Origin of the sequence: Variovorax sp. PAMC 28711 (genome assembly GCF_001577265.1) — a bacterium.
GTDB lineage: Bacteria > Pseudomonadota > Gammaproteobacteria > Burkholderiales > Burkholderiaceae_C > Variovorax.
Genome location: NZ_CP014517.1, coordinates 1,714,385 through 1,732,374, shown reverse-complemented (window position 1 = coordinate 1,732,374; position 17,990 = coordinate 1,714,385). Strand labels below are relative to the sequence as shown.

Here is a 17,990-nt window from a genome sequence, read left to right as displayed (position 1 = left end):
CGCGCGGCGAACGGGCCTGGCCGGGGTGGGCGTAGGCCGCTGCCGACAACGCTTCGCGGTGCCGAATCGGCGTGTTCGAAAGACGCAGCGCCTACGATGGCCGGCCATGTCCATGCACGTGCCGTCGACTCCTGTCAGTTTTGCGTCCCGCCCCGACGATCTCGTGGTTGCGCGGCCCGAAGGCCTGTACTGTCCGCCGGGCGATTTCTACATCGACCCGTGGCGGGCGGTCGATCGCGCCGTCATCACGCACGCGCATTCGGACCATGCGCGCGTCGGCCACAACCACTACCTCGCGCAGACCGACAGCGAAGGCACGCTGCGCACGCGACTCGGCGCCGACATCACCTTGCAGACGCTGCCCTACGGCGAAGCGGTCGTGCAGAACGGCGTGCGCATCTCGCTGCATCCGGCCGGCCATGTGCTCGGGTCTGCGCAGGTGCGGCTCGAACACGGAGGCCGCGTGTGGGTCGCGTCGGGCGACTACAAGACCGAGCCCGACGGCACCTGCACGCCGTTCGAGCCGGTGCCGTGCGACACCTTCATCACCGAATCGACCTTCGGTCTGCCGATCTACCGCTGGCCGACGCAGGCGCAACTGAGCGCCGACATCAACGCCTGGTGGCGTCGCAATGCGGACGACGGACGCGCCTCGGTGCTGCTCTGCTACGCGTTCGGCAAGGCGCAGCGCATCCTGCATGGCGCGGACGCGTCGATCGGGCCGATCGTGGTGCACGGTGCGGTCGAGCCGCTCAACGCGGTCTATCGCGCGGCCGGCGTCGCGCTGCCGCCGACGCTGCGCGTGAGCGACCCCGGCGTGAATCCGCAGATGCTCAAGCGCGCACTTGTGCTCGCGCCGCCGTCGGCGCAGGGCACGCCGTGGATGCGCCGCTTCGGCCACTACTCGGATGCGTTCGCGAGCGGCTGGATGCAGCTGCGCGGCACGCGGCGTCGTCGCGGTGTCGACCGCGGCTTCGTGATGAGCGACCACGCCGACTGGCCCGGACTGCAGAAGGCCATCGCCGGCACCGGTGCCGAGCGCGTGTTCGTCACGCACGGCAGCGTCGCGGTGCTGGTGCGCTGGCTGACGGAGAACGGCCTGGAAGCGCAGGGCTTCAAGACGGAGTACGGCGACGAGGACGTGGCGGACAAGGCGGAAGTGCCCCCCGCCAGCGCACCGGCATGAAAGCCTTCGCCGCCCTTTATCGCGAACTCGACGCCACCACATCGAGCCTCGCCAAGCAGGCTGCGCTGCAGCGCTATCTGCTGGACGCCGCGCAGGAAGACGCGGCCTGGGCCGTCTACTTTCTGGCCGGCGGCAAGCCGCGGCAACTGGTGCCGACCAAGCTGCTGCGGCTGCTCGCACAGGAGGCGGCCGGCCTGCCCGAGTGGCTGTTCGACGAAAGCTACGAGGCGGTCGGCGACCTGGCCGAAACCATCGCGCTGCTGCTGCCGCCACCGACCGAAGCACACGACATCGGTCTGGCCGTGTGGATCGAAGAGCGCCTGCTGCCGCTGCGAAAGACACCGCCCGACCAGCTCGCCGACACGCTGCGCGCGCAGTGGCGCCAGCTCGCACCGGACGAGCGCCTGGTCTACTTCAAGCTCATGACCGGCGCCTTCCGCGTCGGCGTGTCGAAGCTGCAGGTGACGCAGGCGCTGGCCGCCGTCGGCGCGATCGACGCCAAGCGCGTGGCGCAGCGCCTCATGGGCTACACGCACATCGCCGGCCAGCCCTCGGCGCGCGATTACGCCACGCTCATCGCGCCCGAGAGCGATGGCGAACAGAACCAGCAGACCAGTGGCCAGCCGTACCCGTTCTTTCTCGCACATCCGTTCAACGAGCCGGTCGAGCGCTTCGATGCGCTGCTCGGCGCGCCCGCGAACTGGCTGATCGAGTGGAAGTGGGATGGCATCCGGGCCCAGCTGGTCAAGCGCGCAGGGCAGGTGTGGCTGTGGTCGCGCGGCGAAGAACTGGTGACCGATCGCTTTCCGGAACTTGCGACGATGGGCGAGGCGCTGCCCGACGGCACCGTGCTCGATGGCGAGATCGTCGTGTGGCGCAAGGATGAGACATCGCCCGGCGGTGAAGGCAAGGTGCAGCCCTTCGCTGAACTGCAGCGCCGCATCGGCCGCAAGACGCTCGGCCCGAAGATCCTGCGCGACATTCCGGTCGTGCTGCTCGCCTACGACCTGCTCGAATGGCAGGGCAAGGACCAGCGCACGCTGCCGCAGGAAGAACGCCGCGTCGCGATGGACGAGCTCGTGGCGCAGCTGCAGCATCCGCAACTCATCGCAAGCCCGGTGCTCACCGGCAGTGACTGGAACGACCTCTCCCGCCAGCGCGAAGCCGCGCGCTCGATGGGCGTCGAAGGGATGATGTTGAAGCAGCGCCGCGCCGCCTACGGCGTGGGCCGCACCAAGGACGTCGGGACCTGGTGGAAGTGGAAGATCGACCCGCTCAGCATCGACGCCGTGCTCATCTACGCGCAGCGCGGCCACGGCCGCCGTGCCAGCCTCTACAGCGACTACACCTTCGCGGTATGGGACGGCCCGCCCGGCCAGGAAGACCGCAAGCTCGTGCCCTTCGCCAAGGCGTATTCGGGCCTCACCGATGCCGAGATGAACCGCGTCGACGCCGTCATCCGTAAGACCACGATCGAGAGCTTCGGCCCCGTGCGCAGCGTGAAGCCGACGCTGGTCTTCGAGCTCGGTTTCGAAGGGATCGCGAAAAGCACGCGCCACAAGAGCGGCATCGCGGTGCGCTTCCCGCGCATGCTGCGGTGGCGGGAGGACAAACCGGTGGAGGAGGCGGATACGCTGGAGACGCTGGGGGCGTTGTTGCCGGGATGAGGCCAAGCACCTGCCAGCAGCGCCCGCCTACTTCCAGTTCAAATTCAGCTTGCGATGCGAAGCTGCGCAATCCCGCAGATACAGGTTGATCAGGCTCTGGTACGGAATGCCCACATCCTCGGAGATCGACTTGAAGTACGTGATGGAGTCTTCATCCAAGCGGATCGTGATCTGCTTTTTCAGCTGGGCTGCGTAGGGATTTTTCCTTGCCGCCGAGAAATCATATTCTTTGCGCATGTGACACCTTAGGGGTAGGCCTTTGATTCGCGGCCGGTTGCTTTGCGAGCCGAAACGATGCGGATGACATTGCCTTCGCTTCGGTAGCAATGGCAGACCAGCAGCAACCTCAGCGCGCTGCTCAGGCCGAGGAGGACAAAGCGCTCTTCATCGTCTGAATGATCCGGATCGTCGATCAACCTGGCACGCTCGTCGACGAACACGGACTTCGCTTCGTCGAAGGTGACGCCGTGCTTCCTCGCGTTAAGGGCCGCCTTGCGTTCATCCCATTCGAACAGAAGTGAGCTCATGTCGATAGTTTAACTACGTTGTAGTTTTCAGAATAACTCCCCGCTGGAAGACCTGGCGATCACCCGGCCTCTGCCCGAAGCCGCGCTGGAGCGCTCCGTCCCGGCACCTGCGCCGATGTGCCGGTGTCGATCTCTGCATCGCCACAGACCCAGGATGCAAAATGCTGAAGGTTGCTCTATGGAACTCGTCAAACTCATTGCCGGCAAGCGCATCGACGTCGAGATCGACTACGAATCAATCTACGGCGAAAAGAAGCATCTTGTGGCCAACACAAAGGTGTTTTCAAGAAGTCTCGACGAGGCTTATCAAAAGCTGGTGCAGAGATGGTGAACTGTCGGCTGAATGCAGAGGGTCACCGTCGGCAAGTTGATGGCCCACGCGAATTGGTCGTGGCGACCGACCGCGAGTGCCGGAATGGGTGTCCGAATGCTTCGAATGATGAACATGCCACTCACAACACAGCATGCACCGCCGCCTAGCTGACTGGTTCCAATCCCGAAGCTGGAAACCCTTCAAGTTCCAGCGCGACGTCTGGAAGGCCATCGCGGCCGGCGAATCCGGCCTGCTCCACGCCACCACGGGCGCGGGCAAGACCTATGCGGTCTGGCTCGGCGCGCTGCTCGCATTCGCCGTGCCGCCCAAAACCGCCAAGCCGAAAAAGTCCGCGACCAAGGATGCGTCCGCGCGGGCACCGGCACGAAAAACCGCGCCGCCCCTCACCGTCCTCTGGATCACGCCGATGCGTGCGCTCGCGGCCGACACGCTGCGCGCGCTGCAGCAGCCCCTTGAATCGCTCGCGCCCGACTGGTCCGCTGGCGCGCGCAGCGGCGACACACCTTCGGCCGAGCGCAGTGCGCAGAACGCGCGTCTGCCCACCGTGCTGGTGACCACGCCCGAGAGCCTGTCGGTGCTGCTCTCGCGCGCCGACGCAAGCGAGGTGCTCGGCACGGTGAAGATGGTGGTGGTCGACGAGTGGCACGAGCTGCTCGGCAATAAGCGCGGCGTGCAGGTGCAGCTGGCGCTGGCACGGCTGCGGCGATGGAGCCCGGCGTTGTGCGTGTGGGGCATGTCGGCCACGCTCGGCAACCTGAACGATGCGATGCGCACGCTGCTCGGCAGCACGGCGGGCACGATGGTGCAGGGCGCGGTGCCGAAGCAGCTGGTGATCGATTCGCTGCTGCCCGGACGTGCCGAGCGCTTTCCGTGGGGCGGGCATCTCGGGCTCACGATGCTGCCGCAGGTGATCGAGGAGATCGCTTCGAGCAAGACGACGCTGGTCTTCACCAACACGCGGTCGCAGTCGGAGATCTGGTACCAGGCGATCCTCGAAGCCAAGCCCGAGTGGGCCGGCCTCATCGCGCTGCACCACGGCTCGCTCGACCGTGCGGTGCGCGAGTGGGTCGAGGCGGGGCTCAAGAGCGGTGAGCTGCGCGCGGTAGTGTGCACGTCGAGCCTCGACCTGGGCGTCGACTTCCTGCCGGTGGAGCGCGTGTTGCAGATCGGCTCGCCGAAAGGCGTCGCGCGCCTGCTGCAGCGCGCGGGACGCTCGGGCCATGCGCCGGGGCGGCCGTCGCGCATCACGCTCGTGCCGACGCACAGCATCGAGATGGTGGAGGGCGCTGCGGCGCGCGACGCCATCGCGGCCGGCCACATCGAGGCGCGCAGCACGCCCGAGCAACCGCTCGACGTGCTGGTGCAGCACCTCGTCACCGTCGCGCTGGGCGGCGGCTTCCTGCCCGACGACCTGTACGACGAAGTGCGCAGCACGGCGGCCTATGCGAAGCTGTCTCAGGACAGCTGGGACTGGTGTCTGGGTTTCGTGCGGCAGGGCGGCGCGTCGCTCGCGGCCTACCCCGACTACCAGCGCGCAGTGCCCGATGCCGAAGGCGTGTGGCGCGTGCCCGATGCGCGGCTGGCGCGCCGCCATCGCATGAACATCGGCACCATCGTGAGCGACGCGAGCATGGCGGTGCAGTACGTCGGCGGCACGAAAATCGGCACCGTCGAAGAGAGTTTTGCCGCGCGCATGAAGCCGGGCGACTGCTTCCTCTTCGGCGGCCGGCTGCTCGAGCTCGTGCGCATCCGCGAGATGACGGCATGGGTGCGCCGCGCCTCGGGCAAGCGCCCGGCGGTGCCGCGCTGGAACGGCGGACGCATGCCGCTCTCGACCACGCTGGCCGACGCGGTCGTGCAGCAGCTGGCGCTGGCCGGCGAGGGCAAGTACGACTCGCCCGAACTGCAATGCGTGCGGCCGCTGCTTGAAATCCAGCAGCAGTGGTCGGCCTTGCCGACGCCGCAAACCCTGCTGGCCGAAGTGCTGAAGACGCGCGAAGGTTCGCACCTGTTTCTCTATCCGTTCGCGGGCCGCCATGTGCACCTCGGGCTGGCCAGCCTGATCGCCTGGCGAGTGGCTCAACATGCACCGCGCACCTTCTCGATCGCGGTGAACGACTACGGATTCGAGCTGCTCAGCGCCACCGAAGTCGACTGGCCGACGTTGCTGCCGCAAGTGCTGGCGCCGGTCGACGAATCGAGGTTGCTGCACGAGGTGCTGGAGAGCCTGAACGCCGGCGAGCTGGCGCAACGGCGGTTTCGCGAAATCGCGCGCGTGTCGGGGCTGATCTTCCAGGGCTATCCCGGCGAGAAGCGCAGCAACAAGCAGCTGCAGGCGTCGTCGTCGCTGTTCTGGGAGGTGTTCCGCAAGTACGACCCGCAGAACCGGTTGTTGCTACAGGCCGAGGAGGAATTGCTGGCGCAGGAGCTGGAGATCGGGCGCCTGCGCGCGAGCCTCGCGCGCATCGCGTCGCAGGGGCTCGTGGTGCAGGCCCTCGCGCGGCCGACGCCGTTCGCGTTCCCGCTGATGATCGAGCGCTTTCGCGAAAAGCTGACCAACGAAAGCGTGGCCGATCGCATCGCGCGCATGGTTGACCAACTCGAAAAAGCCGCGGGTGGCGCGGTGCCGGCGGGCGGTGTCGACGCGGTCAAGAACACGCTCGCGTTCGGGCAGGAAGGTGCGCCGGAGCGCGGCGGTGCCGCCCGCGCCGGCAAGCCGCGCCGCGAGCGCAAGCCCTCGCGGCCGCTGCCGCCGTTGTGAGGTCAAAGGGTGGGTGGTCGGCCGACGACATCGGTGTCACCGTTGTCCGAACGCAGGCGTGCGACCATGCCGTCATGAGCCGTTCCAACATCCAGTTCCGCCGCAAGGTTATCGTCATCGTCCTGCTGGCGGTCGCGGTGCTGGGCGCCGTCATCCGTCACTACGCAGTCCCGGGCACGACCGCGCGCAACCTCGGCACCTTGATGATGGTGCTGTGGGTGCCGGTGATCGGCAACGTGGTGGGCTGGCTGATCGGCAAGGTGCGCCGGCCGGAAGCTGCCGTCGTGGCGCCACCCGATTTCGCAGAGGGCAGCGCCTTCGTGCCGCACGCGCTGGTCGAGATCACGCTGCGCCCCGCCGCCGTGCCGGCGGAAGACCGGCTTGTCGCCGAAGGGGTGCACCGCTGCGCGCTGGTGGTCGACAACCAGGGCTTTTCGGCGCGCTGGTTCGTGGCGGCCGGGGAAGGGTTCCGGCGCGGCCAGGCGAAGACGGTGCAGGTCGAGTTTCTTGCGTCAGCCAAGGCGGTGCCCCGCTTCTTGCCGGGTACCGTGTTCCGGATACTGGTCGGTGAAGCGTTCATCGGCGACGGCAAGGTGCTGCAGGGGCCGACGGACGCCGCGTGAATCCCGGGCACACGCACGGTTTCGGCGCTTTTGCGAAACTCCCGCGCAGTGACCGAAACCATTCTTTCGCCTTCCCTTTCTCCTGCTGCGCCATGCCATGTCCTTTGGGGTGGCGAGGTGCTTCATCTGCTGCCCGAACGCGCGTTGTGGTGGCCCGCCGGCAGCACCCTTTTCGTCGCCGATCTGCACCTGGGAAAAGCTGCGACCTATCGCGCGCTCGGCCAGCCGGTGCCCGGCGGCACGACGCGGGAGAATCTGTCGCGCCTCGATTTGCTCATCGCGCAGCACGCACCGGACCGCATCGTTTTTCTCGGCGACTTCCTCCATGCCGCGGCGGCCCGAAGCGTCTTGCCGGCGGTCGAGGCGTGGCGCGCGCGCCATGCCGGCATCGCGATGACGCTGGTGCGCGGCAACCACGACAGCCGCGCCGGCGATCCGCCCGCTGCGCTCTGCATCGACGTGGTCGACGAGCCCTTCCTGCTCGGCCCTTTCGCGTGCTGCCACCACCCGCAAACCCACGCAACGCACTTCGTTCTCGCTGGACACCTGCATCCGGCCTGTAAGCTCTACGGCAAGGGCCGCGACAGCGTGCGCATGCCGTGCTTCGTGAGCGACGCGCAGCAGGCGACGCTGCCGGCCTTCGGGGAGTTCACTGGCGGCTGGCTCATGGAAGCGGCGCCCGGGCGGCGGTTTCACGCGGTCGGGGGGGCAGCGGTGTGGGCCTTGCCGTCCTGACGCTGTTCCCTGTCTTACCGCTGCGATGCTTCACACCGATCCTCTCGAAATCACCGATCTGCGCGAACGCGCCGCACGCCTGCTCATGCACGCAGCGCCGCTGGCCGAACTGCAATTCGACGAGGCGCTGCGCGTCATCGACGCCATGGAACCGGTCTTCGTGCGCACCGGCCTGATCGTGATGGAGGAGGGCGAGTCCGACGACAGCGACTACATGGCGCTGGTGCTCGAAGGCGATGTGCGCGCCGAAAGCGGCACCGGCGTCACGGGCGAAGAAGTGGTGGTGTCGATGATCGGCCCCGGCAGCCTGATCGGCGAGATGGGCCTCATCGACGGCTCGCCACGCTCGGCGACCTGCACCGCGCTCACCGACCTGAAGCTGGCCACACTGTCCCGCGGCGCGTTGATGGGGCTCATCCAGACGCACCCCGGCACCGCGGCCCGGCTGCTGCTCGCGATCTCAAAAGGCCTCGCGGACCGCTTGCGCGAAAGCAACCGGCGGCTTCGCACTCTCACTCAGGTGACGCGTGCCGTGCAGCGCGAGCTGAACGCGACGCACGCGATCAATCAGCGGCTGCTGGAAAACGGCGCCTGAGCCGAGCGTTCAGAGCACCACAGGCGTGTCGGGTAACTCGTTGGGGTTGGCCGCGCCGTCCGTCAGCGGGAAGTGCGCGACCAGCAGCGCGGAAACTTCTTCGAGCGCCTGCGTGAGCCCGTCTTCAAAGCGGCGCTCGCGGAATGCGGCCCCCATGCGTTGCGTCATCGCAGCCCACTCGGTATCGCTCACGTGCGCGTCGATGCCGCGGTCGGCCACGATCTCGATCGCATGCTCGGCCAGCAAGAGGTAGATGAGCACGCCGTTGTTGTCGGCCGTGTCCCAGACGCGCAGCTTGCCGAACAGCATGATCGCGCGCTCGCGGGCCGGCGCCGCGCGCCAGAGGTAAGACATCGGCAGGCCGGCTTCAACGCAGATGCGGATCTCGCCGCTGTGGCGTTGCTCGCTGGCGCCCACGCGCTGGCCGAGCCGTGCAAGCAGCTCGACGGGCAGCACGCGTCGCACCCCGGCCTCGTCGATCCAGCGGTGACGCCAGATGCGCGCGACCCGCGCCCAGAAACCTGTTGCGTGCGCCATGGTCACCAGTCCCCCGAGGCGCCGCCGCCACCGAAATTGCCGCCACCGCCGGAACTGAAACCGCCACCCGACGAGCCGCCGCCGAATCCGCCGCCACCCCAGCCGCCGCCCCGTCCACCGCCGCCGCCCATGCCGCCGATCGGCAGCGGGATCGCGCCGGAGAACAGGGTGAAGATCAGCGCCACCACGGCGGCGATCACGGCGAGCACCACGCTGGAGGTGACGACGATCGCGATCACGCCGGCGCCGATGCCCGTGACCAGTGGCCCGAGCTTGTTGCCGAAAATCGAGCGCGCCACACGCCCCACGACCAGCACGCCGACAAACAGGAAGATGCCGAGTTCGCCCCAGTCGATGCCCTGGCCGCCACCGAGTGCACCGCCACGCTCGCCGCCGTTGCGCGCGGCCACTTCCGGCAGCGCTTCGCCGCTGATGCGTGCGGTGAGCTGGTCGAGCGCCGCGCCGATGCCGCCGGCAAAGTCGTTGTCGCGAAAGCGCGGCTTCATCTGCTCGTCGATGATGCGGGCCGCGGCGAGGTCGGGCACTGCGCCTTCGAGCGTCTTGGCGACTTCGATGCGCATCTTGCGATCGTCTTTGGCGACGATCAGCAGCACGCCGTCGCCGACGTCCTTGCGGCCGATCTTCCAGTCGTTGGCAATGCGGTTGGCGAAGCTCGCGATGTCTTCGGGCCCGGTGGTGGGCACCATCAGCACGACGATTTGGGAGCCCTTCTTCTGCTCGAACGCGGCGAGCTTCGCCTCGAGGCTGTCGCGTTGCGCGGCGTCGAGCGTGCCGGTCTGGTCGATCACCCGCGCGGTCAGCGCAGGCACCGGCAGCAGGCCTTGCGCCCACGCGCCGCCGCAGGCAAAGGCGATCAACAAGACCGCTGCGAGCGCACGCCAGATGCGGGCTGTGAGCATGCTGGGCTTGAAGATTTACTTCTTTGGGGCGGTGAAGTCGACCGTCGGCGGCCTGGAGATTTCAGCCTCGTTCTGCACGCTGAAGTTGGCCTTCGGCGGGTAGCCCATCACCTTCGCGGTGAGGTTGGTCGGGAAGCTGCGCGCCAGCACGTTGTAGTCGTTTACCGTCTGGATGTAGCGGTTGCGCGCCACGGTGATGCGGTTCTCGGTGCCTTCGAGCGTCACGCGCAGGTCGCGAAACGCCTGGTTGGCCTTGAGCTGCGGGTACTGTTCGGACACCACCATCAGGCGCGACAACGCGCTCGACAGTTCGCCCTGCGCTTGCTGGAACTTGCTGAAGGCCTCGGGGTTGTTCAGCGTCTCGGGCGTGACCTGGATCGAGGTCGCCTTGGCGCGTGCTTCGATCACCTTGGTGAGCGTGTCCTGCTCGAAGGCGGCTTCGCCTTTCACGCTGGCCACGATGTTCGGTACCAGGTCGGCGCGCCGCTGGTATTGGTTGACCACCTCGCTCCAGGCCGACTTGCTGGCCTCGTCGAGCTTCTGGAAGTCGTTGTAGCCGCAGCCGGTGAGGGTGGCCAGCGAGACGGCCGCGGCCAGCATCAGAAAGAAGCGTTTGAAGGTCTGGGTCATGGAGAACTCCCGTGAAGTGCGAAAACAGGGCGGAAAGGTAGCATAGATAAAGGCCCGCCGACGTGGCGCACAGCGGGTTGCAATCGAGGACCCCGCCCGCGCCGAGGCAAAATTCGCCGCATGCCCAAGACCAAGAACGTCGCCGCACTCGGCGACACCGCCGACGACATCGAAGCCGCGTTCTACGAGGCCCTGCAACGCGGCGACATCGACGCGCTGATGGGCGTCTGGTCGGACGACGACGAGGTGTTCTGCGTGCATCCCGGCGGCCCGCGGCTGGTCGGCACGGTCGCGATCCGCGCGGCGTTCGAGCAAATGTTCGCCAACGGCGCGATCCACGCCACGCCGGCGCGGGTGCGCAAAGTCGAATCCATCGCGAGCGCGGTGCACAACGTGCTGGAGCGCATCGAGGTGCTCACGACCGAAGGCGCGCGCCATGCCTTCGTGCTGGCGACCAACGTCTATCACAAGACGCCGCAGGGCTGGCGCATGGTGGCGCATCACGCGAGCCCCGGCAGTGCGCGCGAACCCGATGCAGTCGGCGAAGCGCCGCAAACCCTGCACTGAAACGCGCCATGGACGACGATTACCTGGCGCCGCGCTGGTTGCCCGGCGGCAACCTGCAGACCATCTGGCCTGCTCTTTATGCGCGCCGCAGCGAAGGGCCGTTGCCTGCGTACCGGCGCGAACGCTGGACGGCGCCCGACGGCGACTTCATCGATGTCGACCACGTCGACGCCCTCGGCCCCGGTGCGCGCCCGCTGCTCGTGCTCTTCCACGGCCTCGAAGGCTCGTCGCACAGTCATTACGCCGAGGCGTTCGCCGGTTTTGCCGCCGCCCGCGGCATGGCCTTCGCGGTGCCGCATTTCCGCGGTTGCAGCGGTGAGCTGAACCTCGCGCCACGCGCCTACCACTCGGGCGACTACGAAGAGATCGGCTGGATCCTCGGACGCCTGCGCGCGCAGCACGACGCGTCGGGCGGCGGGCCGATGCTGGTGGCTGGCGTGTCGCTCGGCGGCAATGCGTTGCTGCGCTGGGCGGAAGAGGCCGGCACCGAGGCCGCGAAGATCGCATCGGCCGTGGCTGCCGTCTCGGCCCCGGTCGATCTGGCCGCCGGCGGCGAAGCCATCGGGCGTGGCTTCAACAAGCTGGTCTACACGCGCATGTTCCTGCAGACCATGAAGCCGAAGGCGCTCGCCAAGCTGGCGCAGCATCCGGGTCTGTTCGACCGCGACACGCTGATGGCGGCGCGCGACCTGCATGCCTTCGACAATGTGTTCACCGCGCCGCTGCATGGCTTCAGGGACACCGACGACTACTGGCGACGCGGCTCGGCCAAGCCGCACCTGCAGATGATCCGTATCCCGACGCTGGTGGTGAACGCGCTGAACGATCCGTTCGTGCCCGGCGCCAGCCTGCCGCGGCAGGCCGATGTCGGATCGCATGTGACGCTGTGGCAGCCGAGACACGGCGGGCACGTCGGCTTCCCGCTCGGGCTTCCACCCGGCCACGTGCGCGGCATGCCGGCGCGCGTGGGCGGCTGGCTGGCCGCGCAATCAGGGCTTTGACCGACGGCGTGGTCTGCCGGTCGGCGGCAAAATCGCGCGATGGATGACATCGTCAAACAAGCGCTGGCCAAGTGGCCCAACGTCCCGCATTGCCATGGCTGGCTCGGCCTCGATGCGCGCGGCAACTGGTATATGCGTGACGACCGCACGCAGGCGGCCGGCCCGTTCGTCACGGCCAAAGGTTCCTTGCTGCGACACGACAAGCTGATCGATTTCATCCAGCGCAACTACGAGCATGACGATGCCGGCCAATGGTTCTTTCAGAACGGGCCGCAGCGCGTGTACGTGGAACTGGAAGCCGCACCGTTCGTCTGGCGCGTGGCGGACGATTTTTCGGTCACGGCGCACACCGGTGTGCCGGTCGAACCCTCGGCCTGTTTGCTGGACGAGGACGGCAAGCTCTACTTCGCCTCGCCGATCGGCCTCGGGCTGGTCCACACGCAGGATGTCGGCATTGCCGCCGAAGCGATCGAGCAGGGCCGCTGGCAGCCGGAGCCGGTCCAGGCGGCCGATTTGCCGGGCCGCTTTGCGTTCGTCATGAGTCCCGCAGCTGGCGCGCAGACGTAAAAGAGCCGGCACGAAGCCGGCTTTTTTCGACGCAGGAGCGACGTCGTTTATTTGGCGGCGGTGCTGGCCGGGGTCATGGTTGCAGGTGCAGCCGACGCCGCAGCCGGTGCAGCACCCGAGGCAGTCCCTTCGGGTGCGGCGGCACCCGCGGCAGGACGGTCAGGCACCGGAAATTTGGCGCCGCCCGCGTTGGCCATGTAAACCACCGCGCGGCCGATCTCGATGTCTTCATAGTCGCCGCCACCCTGGGCCGGCATCGCGCCCTTGCCTTTGAGTGCGTGGTCCAGCAGCACGATGTAGCCCTGGCCGATGCGTGGGCCCCAAGCCGTTGCGTCGTTCAGGTGCGGTGCGCCGGGAATGCCGGGTGCGCCGTGGCAGGTCACGCATTGCGCCTTGAACACCGTTTCGCCGGCGGCGAGTTCGCGGTTCGCATCGCGGATCTCGATGGCGCCGACACGCTTGAGACGCTCGGCGACTTCGCGATCGCGTCCGTCCTTGGACACGCCGTAGAGCGACATGGTGTCGCCTTCCGCCGTGCCCGCCGGATGCGTCCCCGATACCACGTACGACACGAGGCCCACGATGATCAGGATCGGAACGATGAACGAGAAAAATACCGCCAGCAGCAGCTGTTTGGGATTCTTGATCGGGCCGGTGTGGGCGTCTTCTGTGGCCTGGTAGTGCGGGTCTGCGCTCATGGCGTCCTCAAAATCGGGGGCTTTTTTCTAATCAACCGGGGATTATAGGGACGCCCCGTCCGGCCTCAACGCGCAGCCCAGCCGCCCCCGAGCGCCTTGTACAGCGTGACCTGGTTCTGCAGCTGCAGCAGGTGCACCTGCACCGCGGCCTGTTGCGCCGTGAATTGCGAGCGTTGCGCGTCGAGCAAGTCGAGCGCACTGGCAATGCCGTTGCGGTAACGCAGGTCGGACAGGCGGAAACGCGTGCCTTCGGCTGTGGCCTGTGCCTGCGTCGCGCGGTACTGCTCGCCGAGCGTCGCGCGTCCGGCGAGGCTGTCTGCCACTTCGCGGAACGCTGACTGGATCGACTTCTCGTATTGTGCGACCGCGATCTCGCGGCCTGCACGTGCCGAGTCGAGTCCGGCCTGATTGCGACCTGCGTCGAAAATCGGCAACGTGATCTGCGGTGCGAACGACCACGCCTTGGTGCCTGCCGAAAACAGGTTCGAAAACTCGCTGCTCGCGGTGCCGATGGAACTGGTCAGCGAGATGCGCGGGAAGAACGCCGCCCGCGCTGCGCCGATGTTGGCATTGGCGGCAAGCAGCTGCTGCTCGGCCGCGCGGATGTCCGGGCGCTCGGTCAGGAGGTCGGACGGCAGACCGGCCGGCACGTCGGGCATCGGCTTCACGCCGTCGAGTCCGGCGACGCCGCCCGCAGTGGCTTCTGGGGGCACCGGGGCGCCGAGCAGCAGCGCGAGTGCGTTTTCGTCCTGCAACCGCAGGCGTTGTTGCTGCGCGTACGACGCACGCGCCGTTTCGGCGAGCGAATTGGCCAGTTGGAAGTCGATCTCGGACGACACGCCGTTCTCGAAGCGCAGTTTGGTGAGGCGCACCGATTCGTCGCGCGTCCCGAGCGTCTGTTTCGTGATCTCCAGCAGTTCGTCGTCGGCGATCAGGGTGAGCCAGCCGTTCGCCACGGCGGCGATCAGGCTGATCTGCGCAGCCTTGCGCGACTCTTCGGTGGCGAGGTATTGCGCGAGCGCCGTGTCCTTCAAGCTGCGGATGCGGCCGAAGAAATCGAGCTCCCAGGCGGTGATTCCGAGGTTGACCGAGTATTGCGATGCCACGCTGGGAATGTCGCTGCTGAAACCCGCGAATGGATTGGGGCTGGAGCGCGAGCCGCTGCCGGACACGCCCACGGCCGGGAACAATGACGAACGCTGGATCTGGAACTGCGCGCGGGCTTGCTCGATGTTGAGCACCGACACCCGCAGGTCGCGGTTGTTGACCAGCGCGGTCTCGATCAGTTTCGCGAGGCGCGGATCGACGAAGAAGTCCTGCCACACGACGGCCGCGGCGGCGGTGCCCGTGGGCTGCGCCGGGTCGCCCGGGAACACGGTGGGCACCGGCGCGACCGGACGTTCGTAGGTCGGAATCAGGGAACAGCCGGCCAGGAGCAGGGCCGCGGCGAGAACGGTCGGAAACAGTTTTCTCTTATGCATGTTTTTCTTCCTCGATGCCAGCGGCTTCGGCGTGGCGGCGGTCGGCCTCCTGCTGACGCTTGCTGCCCTTGAATACCGTCCGCACGACAACGAAGAACACCGGCACGAAGAACACGGCGAGGACGGTGCCCGTCACCATGCCGCCCAGCACGCCGGTGCCGATGGCACGCTGGCTTGCCGAGCCTGCGCCGGAGGCGAGGAACAACGGCAGCACGCCGAGGCCGAAGGCCAGCGACGTCATCACGATCGGCCGGAACCGCAGGTGGGCCGCGGCGAGTGCCGACTCGACGACACCCTTGCCCGAAGCCTGCAGATCCTTGGCGAACTCGATGATCAGGATCGCGTTCTTCGCCGTCAGTCCGATGATGGTGATCAGCCCGACCTGGAAATACACGTCGTTGGAATAGGCGCGCAGCAGCGTCGCCAGCAGCACCCCCAGCACGCCGAGCGGCACCACCAGAATCACCGCGAGCGGGATGGTCCAGCTTTCGTACAACGCGGCCAGGCACAGGAACACCGCCAGGATGGCGAAGCCGTACAGGATGATGGCTTGCGAGCCCGCGAGCTTTTCTTCACGCGATTGGCCGGTCCATTCGTAGCCGAAGCCCGGCGGCAACTTGGCCGCCAGCGCTTCCATCTCGGCCATCGCGGCGCCCGAGCTGGACCCCGCTGCGGCCGAGCCGGAGATGCGCACGGCCGGGTAGCCGTTGTAGCGCACGGTTTGTTGTGCGCCGTTGACCCAGCGCGTCGTTGCGAAGGTCGACAGCGGCACCGGCTGGCCCTGCGCATTGCTCGCGTTGAGCTTGAGCAGGTCCTGCGGCTGCATGCGGGCCTGCGCATCGGCCTGGACCACCACGCGCTGCAGACGGCCCTGGTTCGGGAAGTCGTTGATGTAGGTGGAGCCCAGGGCGGTCGACAACGTGGTGTTGATCGCGTCGAAAGACACGCCCAGGGCGTTGGCCTTTTCGCGGTCGATGTCGATCTGCAGCTGCGGCGCGTCTTCCAGGCCGTCGGGGCGCACCTGCGACAACAGCTTGCTTTGACCCGCCATGCCGAGCAACTGGTTGCGTGCGTTGATCAGCGCTTCATGGCCGAGGCCGCTGCGGTCCTGCAGGCGGAAGGTGAAGCCGCTCGCATTGCCGAGTTCAGGAATCGGTGGCGGGCTGAGCGGGTAGATGAATGCATCGCGCACTTTGGAGAGCGCACCGAAGGCGCGGCCTGCGAGCGCGTCGGCCGACTGACCGGCTTCCTTGCGTTCGTCCCAGTTTTTCAGTGTCACGAACGCAAGGCCGGCGTTCTGGCCCTGGCCGGAAAAGCTGAATCCCAGCACGCCCACCATGCTCTGAACTTCGGGCTGCTTCAGGATGTAGCCCTCGACCTGCTTCATCACGTCGAGCGTGCGCTCTTGCGTGGCGCCGGGCGGCAGTTGCACGTTCACGATGATGTTGCCCTGGTCTTCCTGGGGCAGGAACGAGGTCGGCAGGCTGCGGAACACGAACACCACCGCGATCACGATCGCCGCGTAGATGAAGAGGTAGCGAGCGGCCCGCTTGAGCATGCGCGAAACCAGGCCTTCATAGCCCTTGGCCGTGCGGCCGAAGCCGCGGTTGAACCAGCCGAAGAAGCCCTTCTTTTCGTGGTGGCTCCCTTGCTCCACCGGCTTGAGCAGCGTGGCGCAAAGCGCCGGTGTGAGCGACAGCGCCATGAAGGCCGAGAAGCCGATCGAGGCCACCATCACCGCCGAGAACTGGCGGTAGATGTTGCCGGTCGAGCCGGCGAAGAAAGCGAGCGGCACGAACACCGAGATCAGCACCACGGTCACGCCGATGATGGCGCCCGAAATCTGCTTCATGGCCTTGCGCGTCGCTTCGAGCGGCGACAGGCCTTCCTCGGTCATGATCCGTTCGACGTTCTCGACCACGACGATCGCATCGTCCACCACGATGCCGATCACCAGCACCATGCCGAACATCGTCAGCACGTTGATTGAGAAGCCCAGGGCCGACAGCACGGCGAAGGTGCCGAGCAGCGCGATGGGCACCACGATGGTCGGGATGATCGTGTAACGCCAGTTCTGCAGGAACACGAACATCACGACGAACACCAGCGCGACGGCTTCGAACAGCGTCTTCACTACCTCGGTGATCGAGATGCTGATGAAGTTCGAGCTGTCGTAGGGAATGCTCCACTTCACGCCTTCGGGGAAGAACTTGGCGAGCTCCGTCATCTTGGCGCGGATCAGCTTGGCCGACTGCAGGGCATTGCCGCTCGGTGCGAGCTGGACGCCGATACCGACGGCCGGCTGGCCGTTCAGTCGCGCCGAGGTCGAATACGCTTGTGCGCCGAGTTCGATGCGCGCCACGTCTTTCAGGCGCACGGCCGAGCCGTCGGTGTTGGCGCGCAGCACGATGTTGCCGAACTGCGCCACCGTGTTGAGCTGGCCGTTGACGATGACGGTCGCGGCGATGCTCTGGCCAGTGATGTTGGGCAGGTCGCCGATGGAGCCCGACGACACCTGGGCGTTCTGCGACCGGATGGCGGCGTTCACTTCGGCGGTGGATAGCCGATAGCCCTGCAACTTGGCCGGATCGATCCAGATGCGCATGGCGCGCTCGGTGCCGAACAACTGCGCCTGTCCGATGCCCGCGACGCGCTGCAGTTCGGGCAGGACGTTGCGGGACGCATAGTCACCCAGGGCGATCGGGTCGATCGCGGGGTTGTCCGACGACAAGATGGTGAACAGCAGGAAGTTGTTGCGCGACTTGTCGACGCGCACACCTTGCTGCGTCACGGTGGCAGGCAGACGCGGCGTCGCGCGCGACAACCGGTTCTGCACGTCGACCTGTGCGAGGTCGGCGTTGGTGCCGGTTTCGAAGGTGATCGTGATGGTGCCGGTGCCATCGGCCTGGGCCACCGATTCCATGTAGATCAGGCCCGGCGACCCGTTCATTTCGCGCTCGATCACCGACAGCACGCTGTCTTCGAGTGTCTGGGCGGACGCGCCCGGATAGGCGGTGGTAATGACGATGGCGGGCGGCGCCACCGGCGGGTACTGGGAGATCGGTAACTGCTTGATCGCCACGCTGCCCATGACGATGACGAACAGCGCGATCACCCACGCGAAGATGGGGCGGTCGATGAAAAACTTGGCCATGCGGGTG

General features: G+C 67.0%; 18 protein-coding genes. 10 read left to right on the top strand and 8 right to left on the bottom strand.

What is annotated here, in order from left to right; translation table 11 throughout:
- Window positions 1–106: 106 nt before the first annotated feature.
- Both AX767_RS08640 and AX767_RS08635 read left to right on the top strand, forming a co-directional pair.
- Window positions 107–1,186 carry a ligase-associated DNA damage response exonuclease gene (locus tag AX767_RS08640; protein WP_237288598.1) on the top strand — a complete coding sequence of 360 codons (1,080 nt, stop codon included), beginning with the start codon at window positions 107–109 and terminating at the stop codon, window positions 1,184–1,186.
- The gene (locus AX767_RS08635; RefSeq protein ID WP_068630446.1) at window positions 1,183–2,853 is read left to right on the top strand and encodes an ATP-dependent DNA ligase; all 1,671 of its coding nucleotides are present in this window, start codon (window positions 1,183–1,185) and stop codon (window positions 2,851–2,853) included. Before AX767_RS08640 ends, AX767_RS08635 begins: the two co-directional genes overlap by 4 nt.
- Window positions 2,854–2,880: 27 nt before the next feature.
- On the opposite strand, the gene AX767_RS08630 is transcribed toward AX767_RS08635, so the two are convergent.
- Entirely contained in the window at window positions 2,881–3,090 is a 210-nt protein-coding gene (locus AX767_RS08630) for a BrnA antitoxin family protein (RefSeq protein ID WP_068630445.1), read from the bottom strand.
- Window positions 3,091–3,098: 8 nt separating this feature from the next.
- A complete protein-coding gene (locus AX767_RS08625) occupies window positions 3,099–3,380 on the bottom strand; it encodes a BrnT family toxin (protein ID WP_068630443.1) in 282 nt (93 codons plus the stop codon).
- A gap of 178 nt (window positions 3,381–3,558) precedes the next feature.
- Between AX767_RS08625 and AX767_RS21325 the strand changes: the two genes are divergently transcribed.
- From AX767_RS21325 to AX767_RS08605, 5 genes are all read left to right on the top strand, one after another.
- Complete coding sequence (locus AX767_RS21325) at window positions 3,559–3,711, top strand: hypothetical protein (protein ID WP_156480999.1); 153 nt, start codon at window positions 3,559–3,561, stop codon at window positions 3,709–3,711.
- A gap of 133 nt (window positions 3,712–3,844) precedes the next feature.
- Window positions 3,845–6,475, top strand: coding sequence for a ligase-associated DNA damage response DEXH box helicase (locus AX767_RS08620; RefSeq protein WP_068630441.1), 2,631 nt, complete (start codon window positions 3,845–3,847; stop codon window positions 6,473–6,475).
- A 74-nt stretch (window positions 6,476–6,549) separates the two neighbouring features.
- Window positions 6,550–7,098, top strand: a complete 549-nt coding sequence (locus AX767_RS08615; protein ID WP_068630440.1) for a hypothetical protein — start codon at window positions 6,550–6,552, stop codon at window positions 7,096–7,098.
- Between the two features lie 48 nt (window positions 7,099–7,146).
- A complete protein-coding gene (gene pdeM, locus AX767_RS08610) occupies window positions 7,147–7,833 on the top strand; it encodes a ligase-associated DNA damage response endonuclease PdeM (RefSeq protein ID WP_443082770.1) in 687 nt (228 codons plus the stop codon).
- Window positions 7,834–7,858: 25 nt separating this feature from the next.
- Complete coding sequence (locus AX767_RS08605; RefSeq protein ID WP_068630438.1) at window positions 7,859–8,428, top strand: cyclic nucleotide-binding domain-containing protein; 570 nt, start codon at window positions 7,859–7,861, stop codon at window positions 8,426–8,428.
- A 9-nt stretch (window positions 8,429–8,437) separates the two neighbouring features.
- On the opposite strand, the gene AX767_RS08600 is transcribed toward AX767_RS08605, so the two are convergent.
- Genes AX767_RS08600 through AX767_RS08590 form a run of 3 tightly spaced genes read right to left on the bottom strand, consistent with a single transcriptional unit; the run spans window position 8,438 to window position 10,515 of the window.
- Window positions 8,438–8,965 (bottom strand): TPM domain-containing protein, encoded by a 528-nt coding sequence (locus AX767_RS08600; protein ID WP_068630436.1) that lies wholly within the window; start codon window positions 8,963–8,965, stop codon window positions 8,438–8,440.
- Window positions 8,966–8,967: 2 nt separating this feature from the next.
- Complete coding sequence (locus AX767_RS08595; protein WP_068630433.1) at window positions 8,968–9,885, bottom strand: TPM domain-containing protein; 918 nt, start codon at window positions 9,883–9,885, stop codon at window positions 8,968–8,970.
- A 15-nt stretch (window positions 9,886–9,900) separates the two neighbouring features.
- Window positions 9,901–10,515, bottom strand: coding sequence for a LemA family protein (locus AX767_RS08590; protein ID WP_068630431.1), 615 nt, complete (start codon window positions 10,513–10,515; stop codon window positions 9,901–9,903).
- 120 nt (window positions 10,516–10,635) lie between these two features.
- On the opposite strand from AX767_RS08590, the gene AX767_RS08585 reads away from it, so the two are divergent.
- From AX767_RS08585 to AX767_RS08575, 3 genes are read left to right on the top strand one after another with little or no spacing between them, the layout of a single operon-like run.
- Window positions 10,636–11,082 carry a YybH family protein gene (locus AX767_RS08585; RefSeq protein ID WP_068630428.1) on the top strand — a complete coding sequence of 149 codons (447 nt, stop codon included), beginning with the start codon at window positions 10,636–10,638 and terminating at the stop codon, window positions 11,080–11,082.
- An 8-nt stretch (window positions 11,083–11,090) separates the two neighbouring features.
- Window positions 11,091–12,083, top strand: coding sequence for a YheT family hydrolase (locus tag AX767_RS08580; protein WP_068630426.1), 993 nt, complete (start codon window positions 11,091–11,093; stop codon window positions 12,081–12,083).
- A 39-nt stretch (window positions 12,084–12,122) separates the two neighbouring features.
- Window positions 12,123–12,650 (top strand): DUF2946 family protein, encoded by a 528-nt coding sequence (locus AX767_RS08575; protein WP_068630425.1) that lies wholly within the window; start codon window positions 12,123–12,125, stop codon window positions 12,648–12,650.
- 47 nt (window positions 12,651–12,697) lie between these two features.
- On the opposite strand, the gene AX767_RS08570 is transcribed toward AX767_RS08575, so the two are convergent.
- The 3 genes from AX767_RS08570 to AX767_RS08560 all read right to left on the bottom strand — a co-directional run bounded on the left by AX767_RS08570 (window position 12,698) and on the right by AX767_RS08560 (window position 17,983).
- The gene (locus AX767_RS08570) at window positions 12,698–13,348 is read right to left on the bottom strand and encodes a c-type cytochrome (RefSeq protein WP_068630423.1); all 651 of its coding nucleotides are present in this window, start codon (window positions 13,346–13,348) and stop codon (window positions 12,698–12,700) included.
- Between the two features lie 65 nt (window positions 13,349–13,413).
- Window positions 13,414–14,829 (bottom strand): efflux transporter outer membrane subunit, encoded by a 1,416-nt coding sequence (locus tag AX767_RS08565; protein WP_068630421.1) that lies wholly within the window; start codon window positions 14,827–14,829, stop codon window positions 13,414–13,416.
- Complete coding sequence (locus AX767_RS08560; RefSeq protein WP_068630419.1) at window positions 14,822–17,983, bottom strand: efflux RND transporter permease subunit; 3,162 nt, start codon at window positions 17,981–17,983, stop codon at window positions 14,822–14,824. Before AX767_RS08560 ends, AX767_RS08565 begins: the two co-directional genes overlap by 8 nt.
- Window positions 17,984–17,990 lie beyond the last annotated feature (7 nt).